The following is a 20,811-nucleotide window of genomic DNA, read 5'->3' as shown; positions in this document are numbered from 1 at the left end:
GAAATTTCGCAGTTGGGGGTCAGGATTTCGTGATCGTGGCCTTGTTGATCACGACCGTCGCGTTGGGCGCCGTATTGCCCGTCTGAGGGTCGGGAGCCTGCGCCCCGGCGTCCGCGATCTTCTTCAGGACCTTCATGCCCGCCTCGGACACCGTGCCGAACGGTGTGTAGTCGGGCGGCAGCTGACTGTCCTGGTAGACGAGGAAGAACTGGCTGCCGCCGCTGTCGCGGCCCTGCTTCGTCTGCGCGTTGTACTGGTTCGCCATCGCGACCGTGCCCGCCGGGTACGTCCCGCCCTTGAGGCTCTTGTCCTTGAGGTTCTCGTCCGGGATGGTGTAGCCCGGTCCACCCATGCCGGTGCCCTGCGGGTCGCCGCACTGCAGGACGTAGATGCCCTGGTCCGTGAGCCGGTGGCACTTGCTGTGGTCCAGATAGCCCTTGCCGAGAAGGAAGTTGAACGAGTTGACGGTGTGCGGCGCCGCCGACGCCTTCAGCGCGACGTCTATCTCGCCGCAGGTCGTGTCCAGCTTCATCGTGTACTTCGCCGACTCGGCGACGGTCATCGCCGGTTCCTTCTTCCAGGTCTGCGACTTGACCTTGCCCGGGGCCGGCTTCTCGCACGGGTCCGGGACCTTGCTGGGCGTGGCGCTCGGCGTGACCTCCGCGTTCGCGTTCTCCTTCTTGCCGTCGTCCTCGAACGGCTTGGTCAGGAAGACCGTCACCGAGAGGACCACGATCACGCCGAGAACCGAGGCGATCACGGAGTTGCGGATACGGGCCTTGCGTCGCGCGTCAGTGCGTCGCTGCTGCTGCCGCAAGAACTTCTCCCGGGCGAGCTGACGCCGCCGCTGTTCCTGGCTGACCACCGGGTTCTCTCCTCATGGGTCCGTTACGTCGACCGGTACGCGTGCGTCCTGTGTGACGAGCGCCCGCGTGTGCCCCGTACCGTATATGGGTTCGCTGAGGAATCGGCAGCGCCGGTAGGCTCTGTGAGCAGCCGTAGCCGCCCGTATCGACACAACGAAGGACGATCGTGCTCATTGCCGGGTTCCCCGCCGGGGCCTGGGGGACGAACTGCTACCTCGTCGCCCCCGCCGCCGGTGAGGAGTGCGTGATCATCGACCCCGGCCATCAGGCCGCCGACGGCGTCGCGGAGGCGATCGGCAAGCACCGGCTCAAGCCCGTCGCCGTCGTCCTCACCCACGGCCACCTCGACCACGTGGCGTCGGTCGTCCCGGTGTGCGGCGCGCATGACGTGCCGGCCTGGATCCACCCCGACGACCGGTACATGATGAGCGACCCCGAGAAGGCGCTCGGCCGGTCCATCGGGATGCCGCTGCTGGGCGAGCTGACCGTGGGGGAGCCCGACGACGTCAAGGAGCTCGCCGACGGGGCGAAGCTGGAGCTGGCGGGCCTTGAGCTGTCCGTCGCGCACGCACCCGGCCATACCAAGGGGTCGGTGACCTTCGGCATGCCCGAGGCGGCGGACATCCCGCCGATCCTCTTCTCGGGCGACCTGCTGTTCGCCGGCTCCATCGGACGCACCGACCTGCCCGGCGGTGACATGGCCGAGATGCTCGACTCGCTGGCCCGCGTGTGCCTGCCGCTCGACGACTCGACCGTGGTGCTGTCCGGCCACGGCCCCCAGACGACCATCGGCCAGGAGCGCTCCACCAACCCGTATCTGCGGCAGGTGGCCGCCGGCCAGGGACCCGCCCGGGCTCCCCGACGAGGAATGTGACGAGACCTTCCGTGAGCACCTTCAAGGCCCCCAAGGGCACGTACGACCTGATCCCCCCGGACAGCGCCGCCTACCTCGCCGTCCGCGAGGCGATCGCCGCCCCGCTGCGCAACTCCGGCTACGGCTACATCGAGACGCCGGGCTTCGAGAGCGTCGAACTCTTCGCGCGCGGGGTCGGTGAGTCCACCGACATCGTGACCAAGGAGATGTACGCCTTCGAGACCAAGGGCGGCGACCGGCTCGCCCTGCGCCCCGAGGGCACGGCCTCCGTCCTGCGCGCGGCGCTGGAGGCCAACCTGCACAAGGCCGGCAATCTCCCGGTCAAGCTCTGGTACTCCGGCTCGTACTACCGCTACGAGCGTCCGCAGAAGGGCCGTTACCGCCACTTCTCCCAGGTGGGCGCCGAGGCGATCGGCGCCGAGGACCCGGCGCTGGACGCCGAGCTGCTCATCCTGGCCGACCAGGCGTACCGCTCGCTGGGCCTGCGCAACTTCCGGATCCTCCTCAACAGCCTCGGCGACCAGGAGTGCCGCCCCGTCTACCGGTCGGCGCTGCAGGAGTTCCTGCGCGGCCTGGACCTGGACGAGGACACCCTGCGCCGCGCCGAGATCAACCCGCTGCGCGTCCTGGACGACAAGCGCGAGTCGGTCCAGAAGCAGCTGGGGGACGCGCCGCTGCTGCGTGACTACCTGTGCGACGCGTGCAAGGCGTACCACGAGGAGGTCCGCGAGCTGATCACGGCGGCGGGCGTGACCTTCGAGGACGACCCGAAGCTGGTCCGCGGCCTGGACTACTACACCCGCACCACCTTCGAGTTCGTCCACGACGGTCTCGGCTCGCAGTCCGCGGTGGGCGGCGGCGGCCGCTACGACGGCCTCTCCGAGATGATCGGCGGCCCGGCGCTGCCGTCCGTCGGCTGGGCCCTCGGCGTCGACCGCACGGTCCTCGCCCTGCAGGCGGAGGGCGTCGAGCTGGAACTGCCCGCCACCACCAGCGTGTTCGCCGTCCCGCTCGGCGAGGAGGCCCGCCGCGTCCTGTTCGCCAAGGTCACCGAACTGCGCAAGAACGGCATCGCGGCCGACTTCGCCTACGGCGGCAAGGGCCTCAAGGGCGCGATGAAGAACGCCAACCGCAGCGGAGCCCGGTACACGGTCGTCGCCGGCGAACGCGACCTCGCCGAGGGCGTCGTCCAGCTCAAGGACATGGAGTCCGGCGAACAGACGGCGGTGGGCGTGAACGAGATCGTGGCGGAGCTGGAAGCGCGCTTGGGCTGATCAGCGGCCCGGACGAGAACGGCCTCGGCCTCCACAGCCCACGCGGCTGTGGAGGCCGAGGCCGTTGATGAACAGAACCGGCCAGATCTTGCCGTCACGCGGCCGGGGGTGGCAGCGGGGGAAGTGCCGCCCGGTCTCCATGAACGTCAACTCGGCGAGCGCCGATTCGTCCTGCCGGACGATTCCGGGACGGGAGCGCCACGCGCGCGTGCCGGTCGCCGGGTCCGACCCGAGCAGGAACTCCTTTGCGCAGCCCCGCAGGTCCACGGCGCGTTCGTACCCCTGTGCCGCCCTGCGACGAGCGTCGGCCGGAACGCACCCCTCAGGGGCGACCGGGCGGACGTCCTTATGTTCACTGAACGGTGGACACGGGCGCCTGTGCGGCACAATGGCCCTGCCCGAAGATGTTCAGGTCTCAAGTGACGGAATCGGCGTGATGAGCAAGACGACAGTCAGGGACGTCTCCACGGAATCCGAGCCGGAGCGCGCCGCGGTCGCACCGCGCGCGGAGGGCGGCAGCCGGGCCCTCGCCCTGCTGCTGGTGATCACCGGCGCGGCCGGACTGCTCGCCGCGTGGGTCATCACGATCGACAAGTTCAAGATCCTCGAGGCCAAGGTCGAGGGCAAGACGTTCACGCCCGGCTGCAGCTTCAACCCGGTCGTCTCCTGCGGCAGCGTCATGGAGAGCAAGCAGGCCGCCGTCTTCGGCTTCCCGAACCCGATGCTCGGCCTCGTCTGCTACGGCATCGTCATCGGCGTCGGCGTGGCGCTGCTCGCCCGCGCCCGCTTCCCGCGCTGGTACTGGCTCACCTTCAACGCAGGCTGCCTCTTCGGCGTGGTCTTCTGCGCCTGGCTGATGTTCCAGTCCCTGTACCGGATCAACGCGCTCTGCCTGTGGTGCAGCCTCGCCTGGGTCGCCACGATCCTGATGTTCTGGTACGTGACGTCGTTCAACATCCGCAAGGGTTTCCTGCCCGCCCCGACCTGGCTCAAGAGCTTCTTCGGCGAGTTCACCTGGGTCATGCCCGTGCTGCACATCGGCATCATCGGCATGCTGATCCTGACCCGCTGGTGGGACTTCTGGCTGAGCTGAGCCCCTGGTTCCGGGGCCCGGCCGGATTGTCAGTGCCGTGATTTAGGGTTTCTGACGTGGAGCCCGACCTGTTCACTGCCGCAGCCGAAGAACGCCAGGAGAAGGAGCCGTCCAGCAGCCCCCTGGCCGTGCGCATGCGCCCGCGTACCCTCGACGAGGTCGTGGGGCAGCAGCATCTGCTGAAGCCGGGCTCACCGCTGCGCAGACTGGTCGGGGAGGCGTCCGGCCCGGCCGGCCCCTCCTCGGTGCTCCTCTGGGGCCCGCCCGGCACCGGCAAGACCACCCTGGCCTACGTCGTCTCCAAGGCGACCGACGCCCGCTTCGTGGAGCTGTCCGCGATCACCGCGGGCGTCAAGGAGGTCCGCGCGGTCATCGACGGCGCCCGCCGCGCCTCCGGCGGCTACGGCAAGGAGACCGTCCTCTTCCTCGACGAGATCCACCGCTTCAGCAAGGCCCAGCAGGACTCCCTGCTCCCGGCCGTCGAGAACCGCTGGGTGACGCTCATCGCGGCGACGACGGAGAACCCGTACTTCTCGGTGATCTCCCCCCTGCTGTCCCGCTCCCTGCTGCTCACCCTCGAACCCCTCACGGACGAGGACATCAGGAGCCTCATCCGCCGCGCCCTCACCGACGAGCGCGGCCTCAAGGAGGCCGTCACCCTCCCCGAGGAGACCGAGGACCACCTCCTGCGCATCGCCGGCGGCGACGCCCGCCGCGCCCTCACCGCCCTGGAGGCGGCCGCCGGAGCCGCCCTCGACAAGGGCGAGGCGGAGATCGGCCTGACCACCCTGGAGGAGACGGTCGACCGGGCCGCCGTGAAGTACGACCGCGACGGCGACCAGCACTACGACGTGGCCAGCGCCCTGATCAAGTCCATCCGCGGCTCCGACGTCGACGCCGCCCTGCATTACCTGGCCCGGATGATCGAGGCCGGCGAGGACCCCCGCTTCATCGCCCGCCGCCTGATGATCTCCGCCAGCGAGGACATCGGCCTGGCCGACCCGACCGCTCTGCAGACGGCGGTCGCCGCCGCGCAGGCCGTCGCCATGATCGGCTTCCCCGAAGCCGCCCTCACCCTCAGCCACGCCACGATCGCCCTCGCCCTGGCCCCCAAGTCCAACGCCGCGACCACCGCGATCGGCGCGGCCCTGGAGGATGTCCGCAAGGGCCTGGCCGGACCCGTCCCCGCCCACCTGCGCGACAGCCACTACAAGGGCGCGACCAAGCTCGGCCACGGCCAGGGCTACATCTATCCGCACGACCTGCCGGAGGGCATCGCGGCCCAGCAGTACGCCCCCGACGAACTGAAGGGCCGCGAGTACTACGAGCCGACCCGGCACGGCGCGGAGGCCCGCTACGCGGACGCGGTGGAGTGGACCCGGAAGAACCTCGGTCGAAAGCGGTCCTGAGCACCCTGTAAACTCGACCGGAGTGCCGCGTCCCGTGCAGTCAGAACGGGGCAGTCGGCCGGAGCCCGGTCCCCCGGGACCGGCTCCAGGAGCGTCGCGCACCGTCGAACGGTGTCGCGGGCAGCCCACCACCACCCGTCGCACGACGGGAGCGGTCGGTGGGCCACTCGCGTGCTGCACGTATGTGCCCAGACCAGGGAGCGGCTGCCCACCCGGTGCCCCTCAGGGCCCCAGGCGGGTTTCCCCGGCTGCGGATGCGACCTCCCTCAACCCTGACAAGCCGATACAAGGAAAGCGAAAAACAGTGGCGAACCAGTCCCGCCCCAAGGTCAAGAAGTCGCGTGCCCTCGGCATCGCGCTGACCCCGAAGGCCGTCAAGTACTTCGAGGCCCGCCCCTACCCGCCGGGTGAGCACGGCCGCGGCCGCAAGCAGAACTCGGACTACAAGGTCCGTCTGCTCGAGAAGCAGCGTCTGCGCGCGCAGTACGACGTGTCCGAGCGCCAGCTCGTCCGCGCCTACGAGCGTGCCTCCAAGGTCCAGGGCAAGACCGGTGAGGCCCTGATCATCGAGCTCGAGCGCCGTCTCGACGCCCTGGTCCTGCGTTCGGGCATCGCCCGCACGATCTACCAGGCCCGCCAGATGGTCGTGCACGGCCACATCGCCGTCAACGGCAAGAAGGTCGACAAGCCCTCCTTCCGTGTCCGTCCGGACGACGTCGTGCAGGTCCGCGAGCGCTCCAAGGAGAAGACCCTCTTCACGATCGCTCGTGAGGGTGGCTTCGCCCCCGACGGTGAGACCCCGCGCTACCTCCAGGTGAACCTCAAGGGCCTGGCGTTCCGCCTGGACCGCGAGCCGAACCGCAAGGAGATCCCGGTGATCTGCGACGAGCAGCTCGTCGTCGAGTACTACGCCCGCTGATCCTCGGCAGGCACGCGGTACCCCAGCCCGTCGTCTCCCCACCCGTCCGGGTGGGCGAGCCGGCGGGCTTCGCGATTCCCCTGCTCCCGCGCGGGAAACCGGTACGGAGCGCAACCTCCGGCGCGATAGGCTCGTCGCACGACTTTTTGATGTTCAGGCACGTTTCAGGGAGCGGGTGCACACAGTGTCCGGTGGAGAGGTTGCCGGGATCCTGGTGGCCGTCTTCTGGGCGATCCTGGTCTCCTTCCTAGCCGTCGCGCTGGCGAGGGTGGCCCAGACGCTCAAGGCGACCACCAAGCTCGTGGCGGACGTGACCGACCAGGCCGTCCCGCTGCTGGCCGACGCCTCCGCGGCGGTGCGCTCCGCGCAGACCCAGATCGACCGGGTCGACTCGATCGCCTCCGACGTCCAGGAGGTCACGTCGAACGCCTCGGCGCTGTCGACGACCGTCGCCTCCACCTTCGGCGGCCCCCTGGTCAAGGTCGCGGCCTTCGGCTACGGCGTGCGCCGGGCCCTGGGCGGCCGCAAGGAGGACGTGCCCGCCAAGGCGTCCAGGCGTACCGTGATCGTGGGCCGCACGGTCACCCGGCGCAGCGCCCGAGGGAAGAGGGACTGAGAGCCAGCGATGTTCCGCCGCACCTTCTGGTTCACCACGGGCGTCGCCGCCGGTGTGTGGGCCACCACCAAGGTCAATCGCAAGCTGAAGCAGCTGACCCCCGAGAGCCTCGCCAGAACCGCCGGGAACAAGGCGATCGAGGCCGGTCACCGCATCAAGGACCGTGCCGTGGGCTTCGCGCTCGACGTCCGGGACAACATGGCCGTGCGGGAGGCCGAACTGGGCGACGCCCTCGGAATCAATGAGAATCCCGAGCTCCCCGCACCCCGGCGTCACATCGCCATCGAGAACCGCAACAACCCGAAGTACGTCGAGGGTTCGACGTACCAGACGTACCCGTACAACCGGAATGAGGACCACTGATGGAGTCGGCTGAGATTCGCCGCCGCTGGTTGAGCTTCTTCGAGGAGCGCGGTCACACCGTCGTCCCTTCGGCGTCGCTCATCGCGGACGACCCGACTCTGCTCCTCGTCCCGGCCGGCATGGTGCCCTTCAAGCCCTACTTCCTGGGTGAGGTCAAGCCGCCCTTCAGCCGCGCCACCAGCGTGCAGAAGTGCGTGCGCACGCCCGACATCGAAGAGGTCGGCAAGACCACCCGGCACGGCACCTTCTTCCAGATGTGCGGCAACTTCTCCTTCGGCGACTACTTCAAGGAAGGCGCCATCAAGTACGCTTGGGAGCTGCTCACCAGCGCCCAGGACAAGGGCGGTTACGGCCTCGACCCCGAGCGCCTGTGGATCACCGTCTACAAGGACGACGACGAGGCCGAGCGCATCTGGCACGAGGTCATCGGTGTGCCGAAGGAGCGCATCCAGCGCCTCGGCATGAAGGACAACTTCTGGTCCATGGGCGTCCCCGGCCCCTGCGGCCCGTGTTCCGAGATCAACTACGACCGCGGCCCCGAGTTCGGCGTCGAGGGCGGCCCCGCCGTCAACGACGAGCGGTACGTGGAGATCTGGAACCTCGTCTTCATGCAGTACGTGCGGGGCGAGGGCATCGGCAAGGACAACTTCGAGATCCTCGGCGAGCTCCCCAGCAAGAACATCGACACGGGCCTCGGCCTCGAGCGCCTCGCCATGATTCTGCAGGGCGTGCAGAACATGTACGAGATCGACACCTCGATGGCCGTCATCAAGAAGGCCACCGAGCTGACCGGCGTGGCCTACGGCGACGCCCACGACTCGGACGTCTCCCTGCGCGTGGTCACCGACCACATGCGTACCTCGGTGATGCTCATCGGCGACGGCGTCACCCCCGGCAACGAGGGCCGCGGCTACGTGCTGCGCCGCATCATGCGCCGCGCCATCCGCAACATGCGCCTGCTCGGCGCCACCGGTCCGGTCGTGAAGGACCTGGTCGACACTGTGATCGAGATGATGGGCCAGCAGTACCCCGAGCTCATCACCGACCGCGAGCGCATCGAGAAGGTCGCCCTCGCCGAGGAGAACGCCTTCCTCAAGACGCTGAAGGCCGGCACCAACATCCTCGACACGGCCGTCAGCGACACCAAGGCCGCCGGCGGCAGCGTCCTGCCCGGGGACAAGGCCTTCCTGCTCCACGACACCTGGGGCTTCCCGATCGACCTCACCCTGGAGATGGCCGCCGAGCAGGGCCTCTCCGTGGACGAGGACGGCTTCCGGCGCCTGATGAAGGAGCAGCGGGAGCGCGCCAAGGCCGACGCCCAGGCCAAGAAGACCGGGCACGCCGGAGCCGGTGCCTACCGTGAGATCGCCGACCAGGCCGGTGCCACCGACTTCATCGGCTACACCGACACCGAGTCCGAGTCCACGATCGTCGGCATCCTCGTCGACGGCGCCTCCTCCCCGGCCGCCACCGAGGGTGACGAGGTGGAGATCGTCCTCGACCGCACCCCGTTCTACGCCGAGGGCGGTGGCCAGATCGGCGACACCGGCCGCATCAAGGTCGACACCGGTGCCGTCATCGAGATCCGCGACTGCCAGAAGCCGGTCCCCGGGGTCTACGTCCACAAGGGCGTCGTCCAGGTCGGCGAGGTCACCGTGGGCGCCAAGGCCCACGCCTCGATCGACGACCGCCGCCGCAAGGCCATCGCCCGCGCCCACTCGGCCACGCACCTGACCCACCAGGCCCTGCGCGACGCCCTCGGCCCGACGGCCGCCCAGGCCGGTTCCGAGAACCAGCCCGGCCGCTTCCGCTTCGACTTCGGCTCCCCGTCCGCCGTGCCGACGGCCGTGATGACCGACGTCGAGCAGAAGATCAACGAGGTGCTCGCCCGTGACCTCGACGTCCGCGCCGACGTCATGGGCATCGACGAGGCGAAGAAGCAGGGCGCCATCGCCGAGTTCGGCGAGAAGTACGGCGAGCGCGTCCGCGTGGTCACCATCGGCGACTTCTCCAAGGAGCTGTGCGGCGGCACCCACGTGCACAACACCGCCCAGCTCGGTCTGGTCAAACTGCTCGGCGAATCCTCCATCGGCTCCGGTGTCCGCCGGATCGAGGCCCTGGTCGGCGTGGACGCCTACAACTTCCTCGCCCGGGAGCACACGGTCGTCGCCCAGCTCCAGGAGCTGATCAAGGGCCGCCCGGAGGAGCTCCCCGAGAAGGTCTCCGCCATGCTCGGCAAGCTGAAGGACGCCGAGAAGGAGATCGAGAAGTTCCGCGCCGAGAAGGTCCTCCAGGCCGCCGCCGGTCTCGCCGAGTCGGCCAAGGACATCCGTGGCGTTGCTGTCGTGACCGGTCAGGTCCCGGACGGCACGACCGCCGACGACCTGCGCAAGCTGGTCCTCGACGTGCGCGGACGCATCCAGGGCGGGCGGGCCGCCGTGGTCGCCCTGTTCACGGTGGCGAACGGCAAGCCGCTCACGGTCATCGCCACCAACGAGGCCGCCCGCGAGCGCGGCCTGAAGGCCGGCGAACTGGTCCGTACGGCCGCCAAGACCCTCGGCGGCGGCGGTGGCGGCAAGCCGGACGTCGCCCAGGGCGGCGGCCAGAACCCGGCCGCCATCGGTGACGCCGTGGACGCCGTGGAGCGTCTGGTCGCCGAGACGGCCAAGTAAGAGACGGGTCGGACAGCATGCGCAGAGGACGTCGACTCGCGATCGACGTCGGGGACGCCCGCATCGGGGTCGCCTCGTGCGACCCCGACGGGATCCTCGCCACCCCGGTGGAGACGGTCCCGGGGCGTGACATCCCGGCAGCTCAGAGACGGTTGAAGCAACTCGTCGAGGAGTACGAGCCCCTCGAGGTCGTGGTCGGTCTCCCGCGCTCCCTCAAGGGGGGCGAGGGCCCGGCCGCGGTCAAGGTCCGGGGCTTCACCCAGGACCTGGCCCGCATGATCTCACCGGTTCCGGTGAGGCTCGTCGACGAGCGCATGACGACGGTCACGGCCAGCCAGGGACTGCGCGCCTCGGGCGTGAAATCCAAGAAGGGCCGGTCCGTCATCGACCAGGCGGCGGCCGTGGTCATCCTGCAACAAGCCCTCGAATCCGAACGGGTGTCAGGTAAAGCACCCGGCGAAGGCGTCGAAGTGGTCATCTGATCGCGATACGGTAACGTTCCGCGCGATGCGGCGGCATTCGAACAGCCACCGCACAGCAAGAGGCGGGACGGGAGCCGGGCCGGAAGCCGCGCGACCGCCGCCTCGCGGCTCTAGGGGATCGATGACTGAGTATGGCCGGGGCCAAGGCTCCGAACCGTGGCATCCGGAGGACCCGTTGTACGGGGACGGCGGATGGGGCGGGCAGCAGGCCCATCAGGGTCAGCAGCCCCCCTACGGCGGCCAGCCGCAGCACTATCCAGAGCAGCCGCAGCAGCCGCAGTACGGCGACTGGGGCACGGGTGACCAGGCCGGATACGGTCAGGCGCAGCAGCAGTACCCGTACGACCAGCACTACGCGGCACAGGCCCACGGCCATCAGCAGTACCCCGGCCGGCAGGACCCCGGACACCAGCAGGCTCAGGGCTACCACCAGCAGCAGTACGACACCGGCGGCTGGGTGAACGACCCGCACCAGCAGGTCTCCTACCCCGGCGACCCGTCGGACCCGTACGGGCAGCAGACCGGGGCGTACGGCGGGGGCCAGCAGGACTACTACGGCACCCCCGACGCGTATCCGCCCCCGGAGCCGCCCGGCCGGCGAGGGGTCCCGCCCGCTCAGGAGCCCGCCCAGGAACCGGTGACCGACTGGGATCCCGGCCCCGATCAGGGCGAGCACGCCTTCTTCGCGGGCGACGACGATGACGACGACGACCCGGGGGAGCGCCGCGGGCGCGAGGACAAGCGGGGGCGCGGCGGCGGCAAACCGAAGAAGCGCCGCAACGGCATGGCCTGTCTGCTGGTCGTCGTGATCCTCGGCGGCGGCCTGGCAGGCGTCAGCTACTTCGGCTACCAGTTCTACCAGGATCGTTTCGGCGACGCCCCGGACTTCGCGGGTGACGGAAACGGGCAGCAGGTGTCCGTCGAGATCCCCGAGGGAGCCCTCGGCTACAAGATCGGCCAGGTGCTGAAGAGCGCGGGGGTCGTCAAGAGCGTCGACGCGTTCGTCGCCGCCCAGGAGGACAACCCGAACGGCAAGGGCATCCAGGACGGCGTGTACACGCTGCAGAAGCAAATGTCGGCCGCGAGCGCGGTCGAACTGATGCTCAGTCCGAAGAGCCGCGACAACCTGATCATCGCCGAGGGCCGGCGCAACGCCGACATCTACCGGCTCATCGACAAGCGCCTCAAGGTCAAGGAAGGCACCACTGCCGCCGTGGCCAAGAAGGACTACAAGCAGCTCGGTCTGCCTGCCTGGGCGCAGAACCACGCAAACGTCAAGGATCCGCTGGAAGGCTTCCTCTACCCCTCCAGCTACGGCGTCAGCGAGGGGCAGAAGCCCGAGGACGTTCTGAAGCAGATGGTCAAGAGGGCCACCACGACGTACGAGAAGCTCGGCATCGAGAAGAAGGCCGCGAGCCTCGGACTCGAGGACCCGTGGCAACTGGTCACCATCGCAAGCCTGGTCCAGGCCGAGGGCACGAGCCACAGCGACTTCCGCAAGATGGCCGAGGTCGTCTACAACCGGATGAAGCCCGGCAACCCGCAGACCAACGGCATGCTGGAGTTCGACTCCACCTACAACTACATCAAGAACCAGAGCAAGATCGACCTGAGCCTGAGCGAACTGCGGAACTACGACAACCCGTACAACACGTACTTCCACAAGGGCCTGCCGCCCGGTCCGATCGACAACCCGGGCGAGGACGCGATCAAGGGCGCCCTCAAGCCGACGGACGACGGCTGGTACTACTTCATCTCGCTCGACGGCAAGACCAGCAAGTTCACGAAGACGAACGCCGAACACCAGAAGCTGGTCGACCAGTTCAACGCCTCGCGGAACAACTGAGGACACCCTGATGGCCGCACCACGCCGGGCCGCCGTACTCGGCTCCCCGATCGCCCACTCCCTCTCCCCGGTCCTGCACCGCACCGCCTACCAGGAGTTGGGCCTGGCCGGCTGGACGTACGACAGGTTCGAGGTCGGCGAGTCCGGTCTGCCCGCGTTCTTCGAGACGCTCGGCCCCGAGTGGGCCGGGCTCTCGCTGACCATGCCGCTGAAGCGGGCCGTGATCCCGCTGCTCGACGAGATCAGCGAGACCGCCGCCTCGGTCGACGCCGTCAACACCGTCGTCCGCACCGACGACGGTCGCCGGATCGGCGACAACACCGACATCCCCGGCATGGTGGCCGCGCTGCGTGAGCACGGCATCGACAACGTCGACGCCGCCGCCGTCCTCGGCGCGGGTGCCACCGCCTCCTCCGCGCTGGCCGCGCTGTCCCGGATCTGCCCGGGCGAGATCGCCGTGTACGTGCGCAGCGAGGCCCGGGCCACCGAGATGCGGCAGTGGGCCGAGCGGCTCGACGTCGCCGTCCGGATCGCCGACTGGGCCGACGCCGAGGAGGCCCTGCACGCCCCCCTGGTGATCAGCACGACGCCGGCCGGTGTCACCGACGCCCTCGCCCGGTCCGTGCCGGAGCGCCCGGCGGCCCTCTTCGACGTCCTCTACGACCCCTGGCCGACCGACCTCGCCGCCCGCTGGTCGGCGTACGGCGGTGCCGTCGTCAGCGGCCTCGACCTGCTGGTGCACCAGGCGGTGCTCCAGGTCGAGCAGATGACGGGGCGGGCACCGGCACCCCTGGACGCCATGCGAAAAGCGGGCGAGCGGGCTCTCGCGGCCCGCTAAGATCCGCTCTCGGTTCCGCAGGGGGCGGAACAGGGGAGGGGAACGTCCGTCATGTCCGCAGGCCTGCCTCAGGCATCCGTCAAGTCCCAGATATTCGAGTCCCTCCTGGGATTCCTGCCCGACTGGGTGCAGATCACGGTGCTCGCCCTGATCGTGCTCGCGGTGGTGGCGTCCTGGGTCGTCAAGATCAAGCGCAAGATCGCCCACCGGCGCGCCGTGCGCACCGGGCAGCCGGTCCATGCCGCCGCCCAGTACGGGCAGGGGCGCGGTGCGGACTACCTCGGCCAGTACGCGCCGCAGCAGACACAGCCCGACCGGCAGCAGGGCAGCGGGGCCGACCACCTGGGGGCGTACGCCCCGCAGCGGCAGGCCGAGCCCGCACAGCAGCCGAGCGGTGCCGACTTCCTCGGGGCGTACGCGCCGCAGCAGCGTCAGGGCGACGGCCCGTCCGCGAACGCGTCCGCTTGATGGACCGGCCGCCGGGCGAGCGGCCCCGGCGTGGGAGGATCGGAGGTGGCGGACCGGGCCGCGCACCCGGGCCCGCCGTCGCCGTACGCGACGAGGCGCGTACGCAGGGCAGTACCAGAGCGCGAGCACTGAGGAGCACCGTTGAGCAGGTTGCGCTGGCTGACCGCGGGGGAGTCCCACGGTCCCGCACTCGTGGCGACGCTGGAGGGTCTTCCCGCCGGCGTGCCGATCACCACGGACATGGTGGCGGACCATCTCGCGAGGCGGCGCCTGGGCTATGGGCGCGGTGCCCGGATGAAGTTCGAGCGTGACGAGGTCACCTTCCTCGGCGGCGTCCGGCACGGCCTGACCCTCGGCTCCCCGGTCGCGATCATGGTCGGGAACACCGAGTGGCCCAAGTGGGAACAGGTCATGGCCGCCGACCCGGTCGACCCGGAGATCCTCGACGGGCTCGCCCGCAACGCCCCGCTGACCCGGCCCCGGCCCGGCCACGCCGACCTGGCGGGCATGCAGAAGTACGGCTTCGACGAGGCCCGGCCGATCCTGGAGCGTGCCTCGGCGCGTGAGACGGCCGCGCGCGTCGCCCTGGGCGCCGTGGCCCGGTCGTACCTGAAGGAGACCACCGGCGTCGAGATCGTGTCGCATGTGGTGGAGCTGGCGGCGGCGAAGGCCCCGCGGGGCGTCCACCCGACCCCGGCCGATGTCGAGAGGCTGGACGCGGACCCGGTGCGGTGCCTGGACGCGGACGCCTCGAAGGCGATGGTCGCGGAGATCGACCAGGCCCACAAGGACGGCGACACCCTCGGCGGCGTGGTCGAGATCCTGGCGTACGGCGTGCCCGTCGGCCTCGGTTCGCACGTGCACTGGGACCGCAAGCTGGACGCCCGCCTGGCCGGTGCCCTCATGGGCATCCAGGCGATCAAGGGCGTCGAGATCGGTGACGGCTTCGAACTGGCGCGGGTGCCCGGCTCCAAGGCGCACGACGAGATCGTGAAGACCGACGACGGCATCCGCCGCACCACCGGCCGCTCCGGCGGCACCGAGGGCGGCCTGACCACCGGTGAGCTGCTGCGCGTGCGTGCCGCGATGAAGCCGATCGCGACCGTGCCGCGCGCCCTGCGGACCGTGGACGTCACCACCGGTGAGGCCACGCAGGCCCACCACCAGCGCTCCGACGTGTCCGCGGTCCCGGCTGCCGGCATCGTCGCCGAGGCCATGGTGGCCCTGGTGCTCGCGGACGCGGTGGCGGAGAAGTTCGGCGGCGACTCGGTGGCCGAGACGCGCCGCAACGTGACGTCGTACCTCGACAACCTCGCCATCCGATGAGCGGCCCGCTGGTCGTCCTGGTCGGTCCGATGGGCGTGGGCAAGTCCACCGTCGGACAGCTGCTGGCCGAGCGGCTCGGCGTCTCCTACCGGGACACCGACGACGACATCGTCGCCGAGCAGGGCCGGACCATCGCCGAGATCTTCGTCGACGAGGGCGAGTCCGCCTTCCGGGCGATCGAGAAGGCGGCCGTGCGGCGGGCGCTCGGCGAGCACGACGGCATCCTGGCCCTGGGCGGCGGAGCGATCCTCGACACCGACACGCGCGCCCTGCTCGCCGGGCAGCGCGTGGCGTACCTGTCGATGGACGTCGAGGAGGCGGTCAAGCGCACCGGCCTCAACACGGCCCGCCCGCTGCTCGCGGTCAACCCGCGCAAGCAGTGGCGCGAGCTCATGGAGGCCCGTCGTCACCTGTACGAGGGGGTCGCCACTGCCGTGATCGCCACCGACGGCCGGACCCCCGAAGAGGTCACCGAAGCCGCCCTGGACGCACTGGAGTTGAAGAAAGCATGAGCGAGGCAGTCACGCGGATCCAGGTCGGCGGCACCGCGGGGACCGACCCGTACGAGGTCCTGGTGGGCCGGCAGTTGCTGGGTGAACTCGGCGGGCTGATCGGCGAGAAGGCCCAGCGGGTCGCGATCGTCCACCCCGAGGCGCTGGCCGAGACCGGTGACGCGCTGCGCGCCGACCTGGCCGAGCAGGGCTACGACGTGGTCGCCGTCCAGGTGCCCAACGCGGAGGAGGCCAAGACCGCCGAGGTCGCCGCGTACTGCTGGAAGGCGCTCGGCCAGTCCGGATTCACGCGCAGCGACGTCATCGTCGGCGTCGGCGGCGGCGCGACCACCGACCTGGCCGGCTTCGTCGCGGCCACCTGGCTGCGCGGGGTGCGCTGGATCGCCATCCCCACCACCGTGCTCGCCATGGTGGACGCGGCCGTCGGCGGCAAGACCGGCATCAACACCGCCGAGGGCAAGAACCTCGTCGGCGCCTTCCACCCGCCCGCCGGTGTGCTCTGCGACCTGGCCGCGCTGGACTCCCTGCCGGTCAACGACTACGTATCCGGCCTCGCCGAGGTCATCAAGGCCGGCTTCATCGCCGACCCGGTGATCCTGGACCTCATCGAGTCCGACGTCCAGGGCGCCCGCACCCCGGCCGGCCCGCACACGGCCGAGCTCATCGAGCGCTCCATCCGGGTCAAGGCCGACGTCGTGTCGTCCGACCTCAAGGAGTCGGGCCTGCGCGAGATCCTCAACTACGGCCACACGCTGGGCCACGCCATCGAGAAGAACGAGCGCTACAAGTGGCGCCACGGCGCGGCGGTCTCGGTCGGCATGCACTTCGCCGCCGAACTGGGGCGCCTGGCGGGCCGGTTGGACGACGCGACGGCCGACCGCCACCGCACGATCCTCGAAGCGGTCGGGCTGCCCCTGCACTACCGGTACGACCAGTGGCCCAAGCTGCTGGAGACCATGAAGGTCGACAAGAAGTCGCGCGGCAACCTGCTGCGCTTCATCGTCCTCGACGGTCTGGCCAAGCCCACCGTCCTGGAGGGACCCGACCCGGCCGTGCTGCTCGCCGCGTACGGCGAAGTGGGGCAGTAAGTCCTCCGGCGCGCCTTCCGCCCGAAATCGCCTTACGGGGCCGGGCACTTCGGACCGCCCCCGGCCGTTCACACATCGACGACCGGGGGCGGTACCGTTCGGTAGCAAGCGGGTTCCGCCCCGCTGTCAGCGCCCATCGCCTGTACGAGACGGAGTGGCACCGGATGCAGCACGCAGTGGGTTCTCCGCTGCCGCCGCCCCATCAGCCGGGGCACGGACCGGCCACGGGCTGGTCGCCGGCCGCACATCACCCGGGCCCGCAGCACGCGGGCGCGCACCAGGGCCCCGTGCCCGTGCCCCCACCGCCCCCGGCGCCCGGATATCCGGCGCCCCCGCCCGGACCGGGACCGGGACCGGCTTCCGCCCCGCCCACGCCGGAGACCACCGGGCACGTGCCGCTACCGCCCGGCGGCCCGGTCGCCATGCCGATGGCCCCGCCCGCCGCGACCGTCCCCGACCTCGCCGGCACGACGCTCGCGGTGCTGCTCATCGGCCCCGCGGGTGCCGGCAAGACCAGCGTCGCCAAGTACTGGGCGGACCACCGCCGGGTCCCCACGGCCCACATCAGCCTCGACGACGTACGCGAGTGGGTCCGCTCCGGCTTCGCCGACCCCCAGTCCGGGTGGAACGACAACTCCGAGGCGCAGTACCGCCTGGCCCGCCGCACCTGCGGCTTCGCCGCGCGCAACTTCCTGGCGAACGGCATCTCGTGCATCCTCGACGACGCGGTCTTCCCCGACCGCCCGGTCGTGGGCCTCGGCGGCTGGAAGCGTCATGTGGGGCCGGGCCTGCTGCCGGTCGTGCTCCTGCCGGGCCTGGAGATCGTCCTGGAACGCAACGCGGAGCGCTCGGGCAACCGACGGCTGTCCGACGAGGAGGTCGCCCGCATCCACGGCCGCATGGCCGGCTGGTACGGCTCCGGCCTGCCGATCATCGACAACTCGCAGTTGGGCGTCCCGGAGACGGCGAGGGTTCTCGACGACGTCCTGGCCAGGTCCATCGCCAGCCCACCCCAGTGGTGAGCACCCCTTAGTACGCGCCCCAAGGGGGCGCGGGGAACTGCGCGCCGAGCCCCCACGCACGCGCGGACGTCATACAACCCCGGGCGACACCCCTGCCCACCCGGACATCCAGGGCACCGCCCACTCAGCCGCCCTCAACCGGCGCAAAACCGGCGGAGCTCATACGCTCGGGTCATGTCAGAGGTGTACGCGGCCCGCCGGACGCGTCTGAGGGAATACTGCAACGCGGGCGGCAGCGCGGCGGCGCTGGTCTCCCGCCCCGCCAATGTGCGCTACCTCGCGGGCGCCGCCCCGCAGGGCGCCGTTCTGCTGCTGGGCAGGACCGAGGAGCACGACCTCCTGGTCAGTGCCGGAGCGGCGGCCGACCGTCCCACGCAGGAGCGCCTCGACGAGGCCCTGCGCGTCCAGACCCTGCCCGGAGTCGGCGGTGGTGACCCGGCCGTCGCGGCCGCCGGCCTCGCCGCGGATCAGGGCGCCGACTCCCTCGCCGTGGAGGAGCACCACCTCACCGTGGCCCGGCACCGCGCCCTCGGCTCGGTCGCCCCCGGGCTGCGCCTGGCGGGCCTCGGCAGCGCCGTCGAGCAGCTCAGGGTCGTCAAGGACGAGGAGGAGATCTCCTGCCTGCGCATCGGCGCCGAGATCGCCGACCAGGCCCTCGGCGAACTGCTGGAGTCGATCCTGGTCGGCCGCACCGAGCGTCACCTCGCCCTGGAACTCGAAAGACGGCTCGTGGACCACGGGGCGGACGGGCCGGCCTTCCCGACGTCCGTCGGCGCCGGGCCGAACGCCGGCCGCCCCGGCCACCGGCCCACCGACCGCCGGGTCGAGGAGGGCGACTTCCTCTCCGTCTGCCTCGGCGCGACCTACCGCGGCTATCGCTGCGAGATCGGCCGCACGTTCGTCATCGGCACGGCTCCGGCGGACTGGCAGATCGAGCTGTACGACCTGGTCTTCGCGGCCCAGCGGGCCGGGCGTGAGAGCCTGGTACCCGGCGCCGCCTGCCGGGACGTCGACCGCGCGGCCCGTCAGGTGCTCGACTCCGCGGGGTACACGGAGGGACTGACGGTCCTGACCGGACACGGCGTAGGGCTCGAAATCGACGAGGACCCTCAATTGAGTCCTGCGGCCATGGGTAAACTGGACGCTTGCGTGCCAGTCACCGTCGAACCGGGGGTCCACCTCCCGGGCCGGGGCGGTGTCCGGATCGATGACACGCTCGTCGTCCGCCCCGAGGCGGACGGCGGACCCGAGCTACTCACCATCACGACCAAGGAGCTGCTCGCCCTGTAGCCAGGCAGGCGCGTGCCCCGGGGTCGTACGTCAGTCCAGGAGATTCCGCAACCGTGGCTTCCACGAACGACCTCAAGAACGGCATGGTGCTCAAGCTCGAAGGCGGCCAGCTCTGGTCCGTCGTCGAGTTCCAGCACGTCAAGCCCGGCAAGGGCCCGGCCTTCGTGCGCACCAAGCTCAAGAACGTGCTCTCCGGCAAGGTCGTCGACAAGACCTTCAACGCCGGCGTCAAGGTCGAAACGGCCACCGTCGACAAGCGCGACATGCAGTTCTCCTACATGGACGGCGAGTACTTCGTCTTCATGGACATGGAGACCTACGACCAGCTGCACGTCGACAAGAAGGCCGTCGGCGATGCCGCGAACTTCCTGATCGAGGGCTTCACCGCCACCGTCGCGCAGCACGAGGGCGAGGTGCTCTTCGTCGAGCTGCCGGCCGCCGTCGAGCTCGTCATCCAGGAGACCGAGCCGGGCGTCCAGGGCGACCGCTCCACCGGCGGCACCAAGCCCGCCATCCTGGAGACCGGCCACCAGATCAACGTGCCGCTCTTCATCACCACCGGTGAGAAGATCAAGGTCGACACCCGCACCAGCGACTACCTCGGCCGGGTGAACAGCTAACCGTGGCTGCCCGCAACACGGCCCGTAAGCGCGCCTTCCAGATCCTCTTCGAGGGGGACCAGCGCGGCGTCGAGGTGCTGACCGTCCTCGCGGACTGGGTCCGGCTCTCCCGGGCGGACACCCGGCAGCCGCCGGTCAGCGAGTACACGATGGAGCTGGTCGAGGGCTACGCGGAGCGCGCGAAGCGCATCGACGAGCTGATCGCGCAGTACGCCGTCGGCTGGACCCTCGACCGGATGCCCGTCGTCGACCGCAACATCCTGCGGCTCGGCGCCTACGAGCTGATCTGGGTCGACGGGACGCCGGACGCCGTCGTCCTCGACGAGATGGTGCAGCTGGCGAAGGAGTTCTCCACGGACGAGTCGCCCTCGTTCGTGAACGGCCTGCTCGGCCGGCTCAAGGAACTCAAGCCCTCGCTCCGCCGCGACGAGGTCTGAGACGGACCACATGCCCAAGGGCCCGCAGCGTCACCGCTGCGGGCCCTTGGGCGTTCTCCCAGGTCCCCGGGCCTTCTGGGCCCCGCCGAGGTCCTGCACAGCCGCACAACGCCGCCGGGGTGGCCGGAACCATACGGTTCCGGCCACCCCGGCGGCACGTTTCTGCTGGGCCCGCGGAGCGGGTCAGGCCTCCTCGTGGGACGCCACCGCGCGGCGCGCGTCCGCGTCCAGGACACCCCAGCTGATCAGCTGCTCCGTGAGGACGGACGGCGACTGGTCGTAGATGACGGCGAGTGTGCGCAGGTCGTCCTGGCGGATCGACAGCACCTTGCCGTTGTAGTCACCGCGCTGCGACTGGATCGTGGCCGCGTAGCGCTGAAGAGGGCCCGCCTTCTCGGCCGGCACCGTGGCCAGCCGCTCCAGGTCCAGGACCAGCTTGGGCGGCGGCTCGGCGGCGCCGCCCGGGGTGGTGCCCGGAAGCAGCTCCTGCACCGGAACGCCGTAGAAGTCCGCCAGCTCGGCAAGACGCTGCACGGTCACGGCACGGTCGCCGCGCTCGTACGAACCGACCACGACCGCCTTCCAGCGGCCCTGGGACTTCTCCTCGACACCGTGGAGGGAAAGGCCCTGCTGGGTGCGGATCGCCCGGAGCTTGGCCCCGAGCTGTTTGGCGTATTCGCTGGACATATAGCTCCCCGGCACTGTGTCGACGCGTCTGGCGTGGGTGCCAGGCCGCGCGGCTGGTAACTCACTGTGAGGTTACGCAGCGTTACTCTGCTGCGTCAAGCCGAATGGT

General features: G+C 70.3%; 21 protein-coding genes. 19 read left to right on the top strand and 2 right to left on the bottom strand.

The features are described from left to right. Window positions 1-19: 19 nt before the first annotated feature. Window positions 20-865, bottom strand: coding sequence for a peptidylprolyl isomerase (locus IGS69_RS05205; RefSeq protein WP_190897394.1), 846 nt, complete (start codon window positions 863-865; stop codon window positions 20-22). A 167-nt stretch (window positions 866-1,032) separates the two neighbouring features. Between IGS69_RS05205 and IGS69_RS05200 the strand changes: the two genes are divergently transcribed. The 19 genes from IGS69_RS05200 to nusB all read left to right on the top strand — a co-directional run bounded on the left by IGS69_RS05200 (window position 1,033) and on the right by nusB (window position 20,015). Beyond that, window positions 1,033-1,740, top strand: coding sequence for an MBL fold metallo-hydrolase (locus IGS69_RS05200; protein ID WP_190897393.1), 708 nt, complete (start codon window positions 1,033-1,035; stop codon window positions 1,738-1,740). Between the two features lie 11 nt (window positions 1,741-1,751). Then, window positions 1,752-3,014, top strand: coding sequence for a histidine--tRNA ligase (gene hisS / locus IGS69_RS05195; RefSeq protein WP_190897392.1), 1,263 nt, complete (start codon window positions 1,752-1,754; stop codon window positions 3,012-3,014). Between the two features lie 436 nt (window positions 3,015-3,450). Next, window positions 3,451-4,107, top strand: a complete 657-nt coding sequence (locus tag IGS69_RS05190; RefSeq protein ID WP_190897391.1) for a vitamin K epoxide reductase family protein — start codon at window positions 3,451-3,453, stop codon at window positions 4,105-4,107. Between the two features lie 56 nt (window positions 4,108-4,163). Then, window positions 4,164-5,516 carry a replication-associated recombination protein A gene (locus tag IGS69_RS05185; RefSeq protein ID WP_190897390.1) on the top strand — a complete coding sequence of 451 codons (1,353 nt, stop codon included), beginning with the start codon at window positions 4,164-4,166 and terminating at the stop codon, window positions 5,514-5,516. Window positions 5,517-5,820: 304 nt separating this feature from the next. Further along, window positions 5,821-6,435 (top strand): 30S ribosomal protein S4, encoded by a 615-nt coding sequence (rpsD, locus tag IGS69_RS05180; RefSeq protein ID WP_031104240.1) that lies wholly within the window; start codon window positions 5,821-5,823, stop codon window positions 6,433-6,435. Window positions 6,436-6,610: 175 nt separating this feature from the next. Then, window positions 6,611-7,051 carry a DUF948 domain-containing protein gene (locus IGS69_RS05175; RefSeq protein WP_079128891.1) on the top strand — a complete coding sequence of 147 codons (441 nt, stop codon included), beginning with the start codon at window positions 6,611-6,613 and terminating at the stop codon, window positions 7,049-7,051. 9 nt (window positions 7,052-7,060) lie between these two features. Next, complete coding sequence (locus IGS69_RS05170; protein WP_031104242.1) at window positions 7,061-7,414, top strand: hypothetical protein; 354 nt, start codon at window positions 7,061-7,063, stop codon at window positions 7,412-7,414. Continuing rightward, complete coding sequence (alaS, locus tag IGS69_RS05165; RefSeq protein WP_190897389.1) at window positions 7,414-10,086, top strand: alanine--tRNA ligase; 2,673 nt, start codon at window positions 7,414-7,416, stop codon at window positions 10,084-10,086. The genes IGS69_RS05170 and alaS overlap by 1 nt, the downstream gene beginning before the upstream one ends. Before the next feature lie 17 nt (window positions 10,087-10,103). Next, the gene (gene ruvX / locus IGS69_RS05160; protein WP_190897388.1) at window positions 10,104-10,568 is read left to right on the top strand and encodes a Holliday junction resolvase RuvX; all 465 of its coding nucleotides are present in this window, start codon (window positions 10,104-10,106) and stop codon (window positions 10,566-10,568) included. 121 nt (window positions 10,569-10,689) lie between these two features. Beyond that, the gene (gene mltG, locus IGS69_RS05155) at window positions 10,690-12,414 is read left to right on the top strand and encodes an endolytic transglycosylase MltG (protein ID WP_190897387.1); all 1,725 of its coding nucleotides are present in this window, start codon (window positions 10,690-10,692) and stop codon (window positions 12,412-12,414) included. A gap of 10 nt (window positions 12,415-12,424) precedes the next feature. After that, complete coding sequence (locus IGS69_RS05150; RefSeq protein WP_190897386.1) at window positions 12,425-13,252, top strand: shikimate dehydrogenase; 828 nt, start codon at window positions 12,425-12,427, stop codon at window positions 13,250-13,252. A 51-nt stretch (window positions 13,253-13,303) separates the two neighbouring features. Beyond that, window positions 13,304-13,720: a hypothetical protein gene (locus IGS69_RS05145; RefSeq protein ID WP_190897385.1), complete on the top strand. Its 417-nt coding sequence runs from the start codon at window positions 13,304-13,306 to the stop codon at window positions 13,718-13,720. 141 nt (window positions 13,721-13,861) lie between these two features. Continuing rightward, window positions 13,862-15,046 (top strand): chorismate synthase, encoded by a 1,185-nt coding sequence (aroC, locus tag IGS69_RS05140; RefSeq protein WP_190897384.1) that lies wholly within the window; start codon window positions 13,862-13,864, stop codon window positions 15,044-15,046. After that, a complete protein-coding gene (locus IGS69_RS05135) occupies window positions 15,043-15,558 on the top strand; it encodes a shikimate kinase (RefSeq protein ID WP_190897383.1) in 516 nt (171 codons plus the stop codon). The genes aroC and IGS69_RS05135 overlap by 4 nt, the downstream gene beginning before the upstream one ends. Then, complete coding sequence (gene aroB, locus IGS69_RS05130) at window positions 15,555-16,646, top strand: 3-dehydroquinate synthase (protein ID WP_190897382.1); 1,092 nt, start codon at window positions 15,555-15,557, stop codon at window positions 16,644-16,646. Before IGS69_RS05135 ends, aroB begins: the two co-directional genes overlap by 4 nt. A gap of 164 nt (window positions 16,647-16,810) precedes the next feature. Further along, window positions 16,811-17,668, top strand: a complete 858-nt coding sequence (locus IGS69_RS05125) for a Pro-rich N-terminal domain-containing protein (RefSeq protein WP_190897381.1) — start codon at window positions 16,811-16,813, stop codon at window positions 17,666-17,668. A gap of 174 nt (window positions 17,669-17,842) precedes the next feature. Next, window positions 17,843-18,958 carry an aminopeptidase P family protein gene (locus IGS69_RS05120; RefSeq protein WP_190897380.1) on the top strand — a complete coding sequence of 372 codons (1,116 nt, stop codon included), beginning with the start codon at window positions 17,843-17,845 and terminating at the stop codon, window positions 18,956-18,958. 53 nt (window positions 18,959-19,011) lie between these two features. After that, window positions 19,012-19,578, top strand: a complete 567-nt coding sequence (gene efp, locus IGS69_RS05115) for an elongation factor P (protein WP_030843148.1) — start codon at window positions 19,012-19,014, stop codon at window positions 19,576-19,578. A gap of 2 nt (window positions 19,579-19,580) precedes the next feature. Next, entirely contained in the window at window positions 19,581-20,015 is a 435-nt protein-coding gene (nusB, locus tag IGS69_RS05110; protein WP_190897379.1) for a transcription antitermination factor NusB, read from the top strand. A gap of 183 nt (window positions 20,016-20,198) precedes the next feature. On the opposite strand, the gene bldD is transcribed toward nusB, so the two are convergent. Continuing rightward, window positions 20,199-20,702, bottom strand: a complete 504-nt coding sequence (gene bldD / locus IGS69_RS05105) for a transcriptional regulator BldD (protein WP_018570201.1) — start codon at window positions 20,700-20,702, stop codon at window positions 20,199-20,201. Window positions 20,703-20,811: the final 109 nt, after the last annotated feature.

The sequence above is a fragment of the Streptomyces tuirus genome, from assembly GCF_014701095.1.
GTDB classification, from domain to species: domain Bacteria; phylum Actinomycetota; class Actinomycetes; order Streptomycetales; family Streptomycetaceae; genus Streptomyces; species Streptomyces tuirus.
The sequence above is the reverse complement of the archived record's forward strand: the minus strand, read 5'-3'. Positions and strand labels throughout refer to the sequence as shown.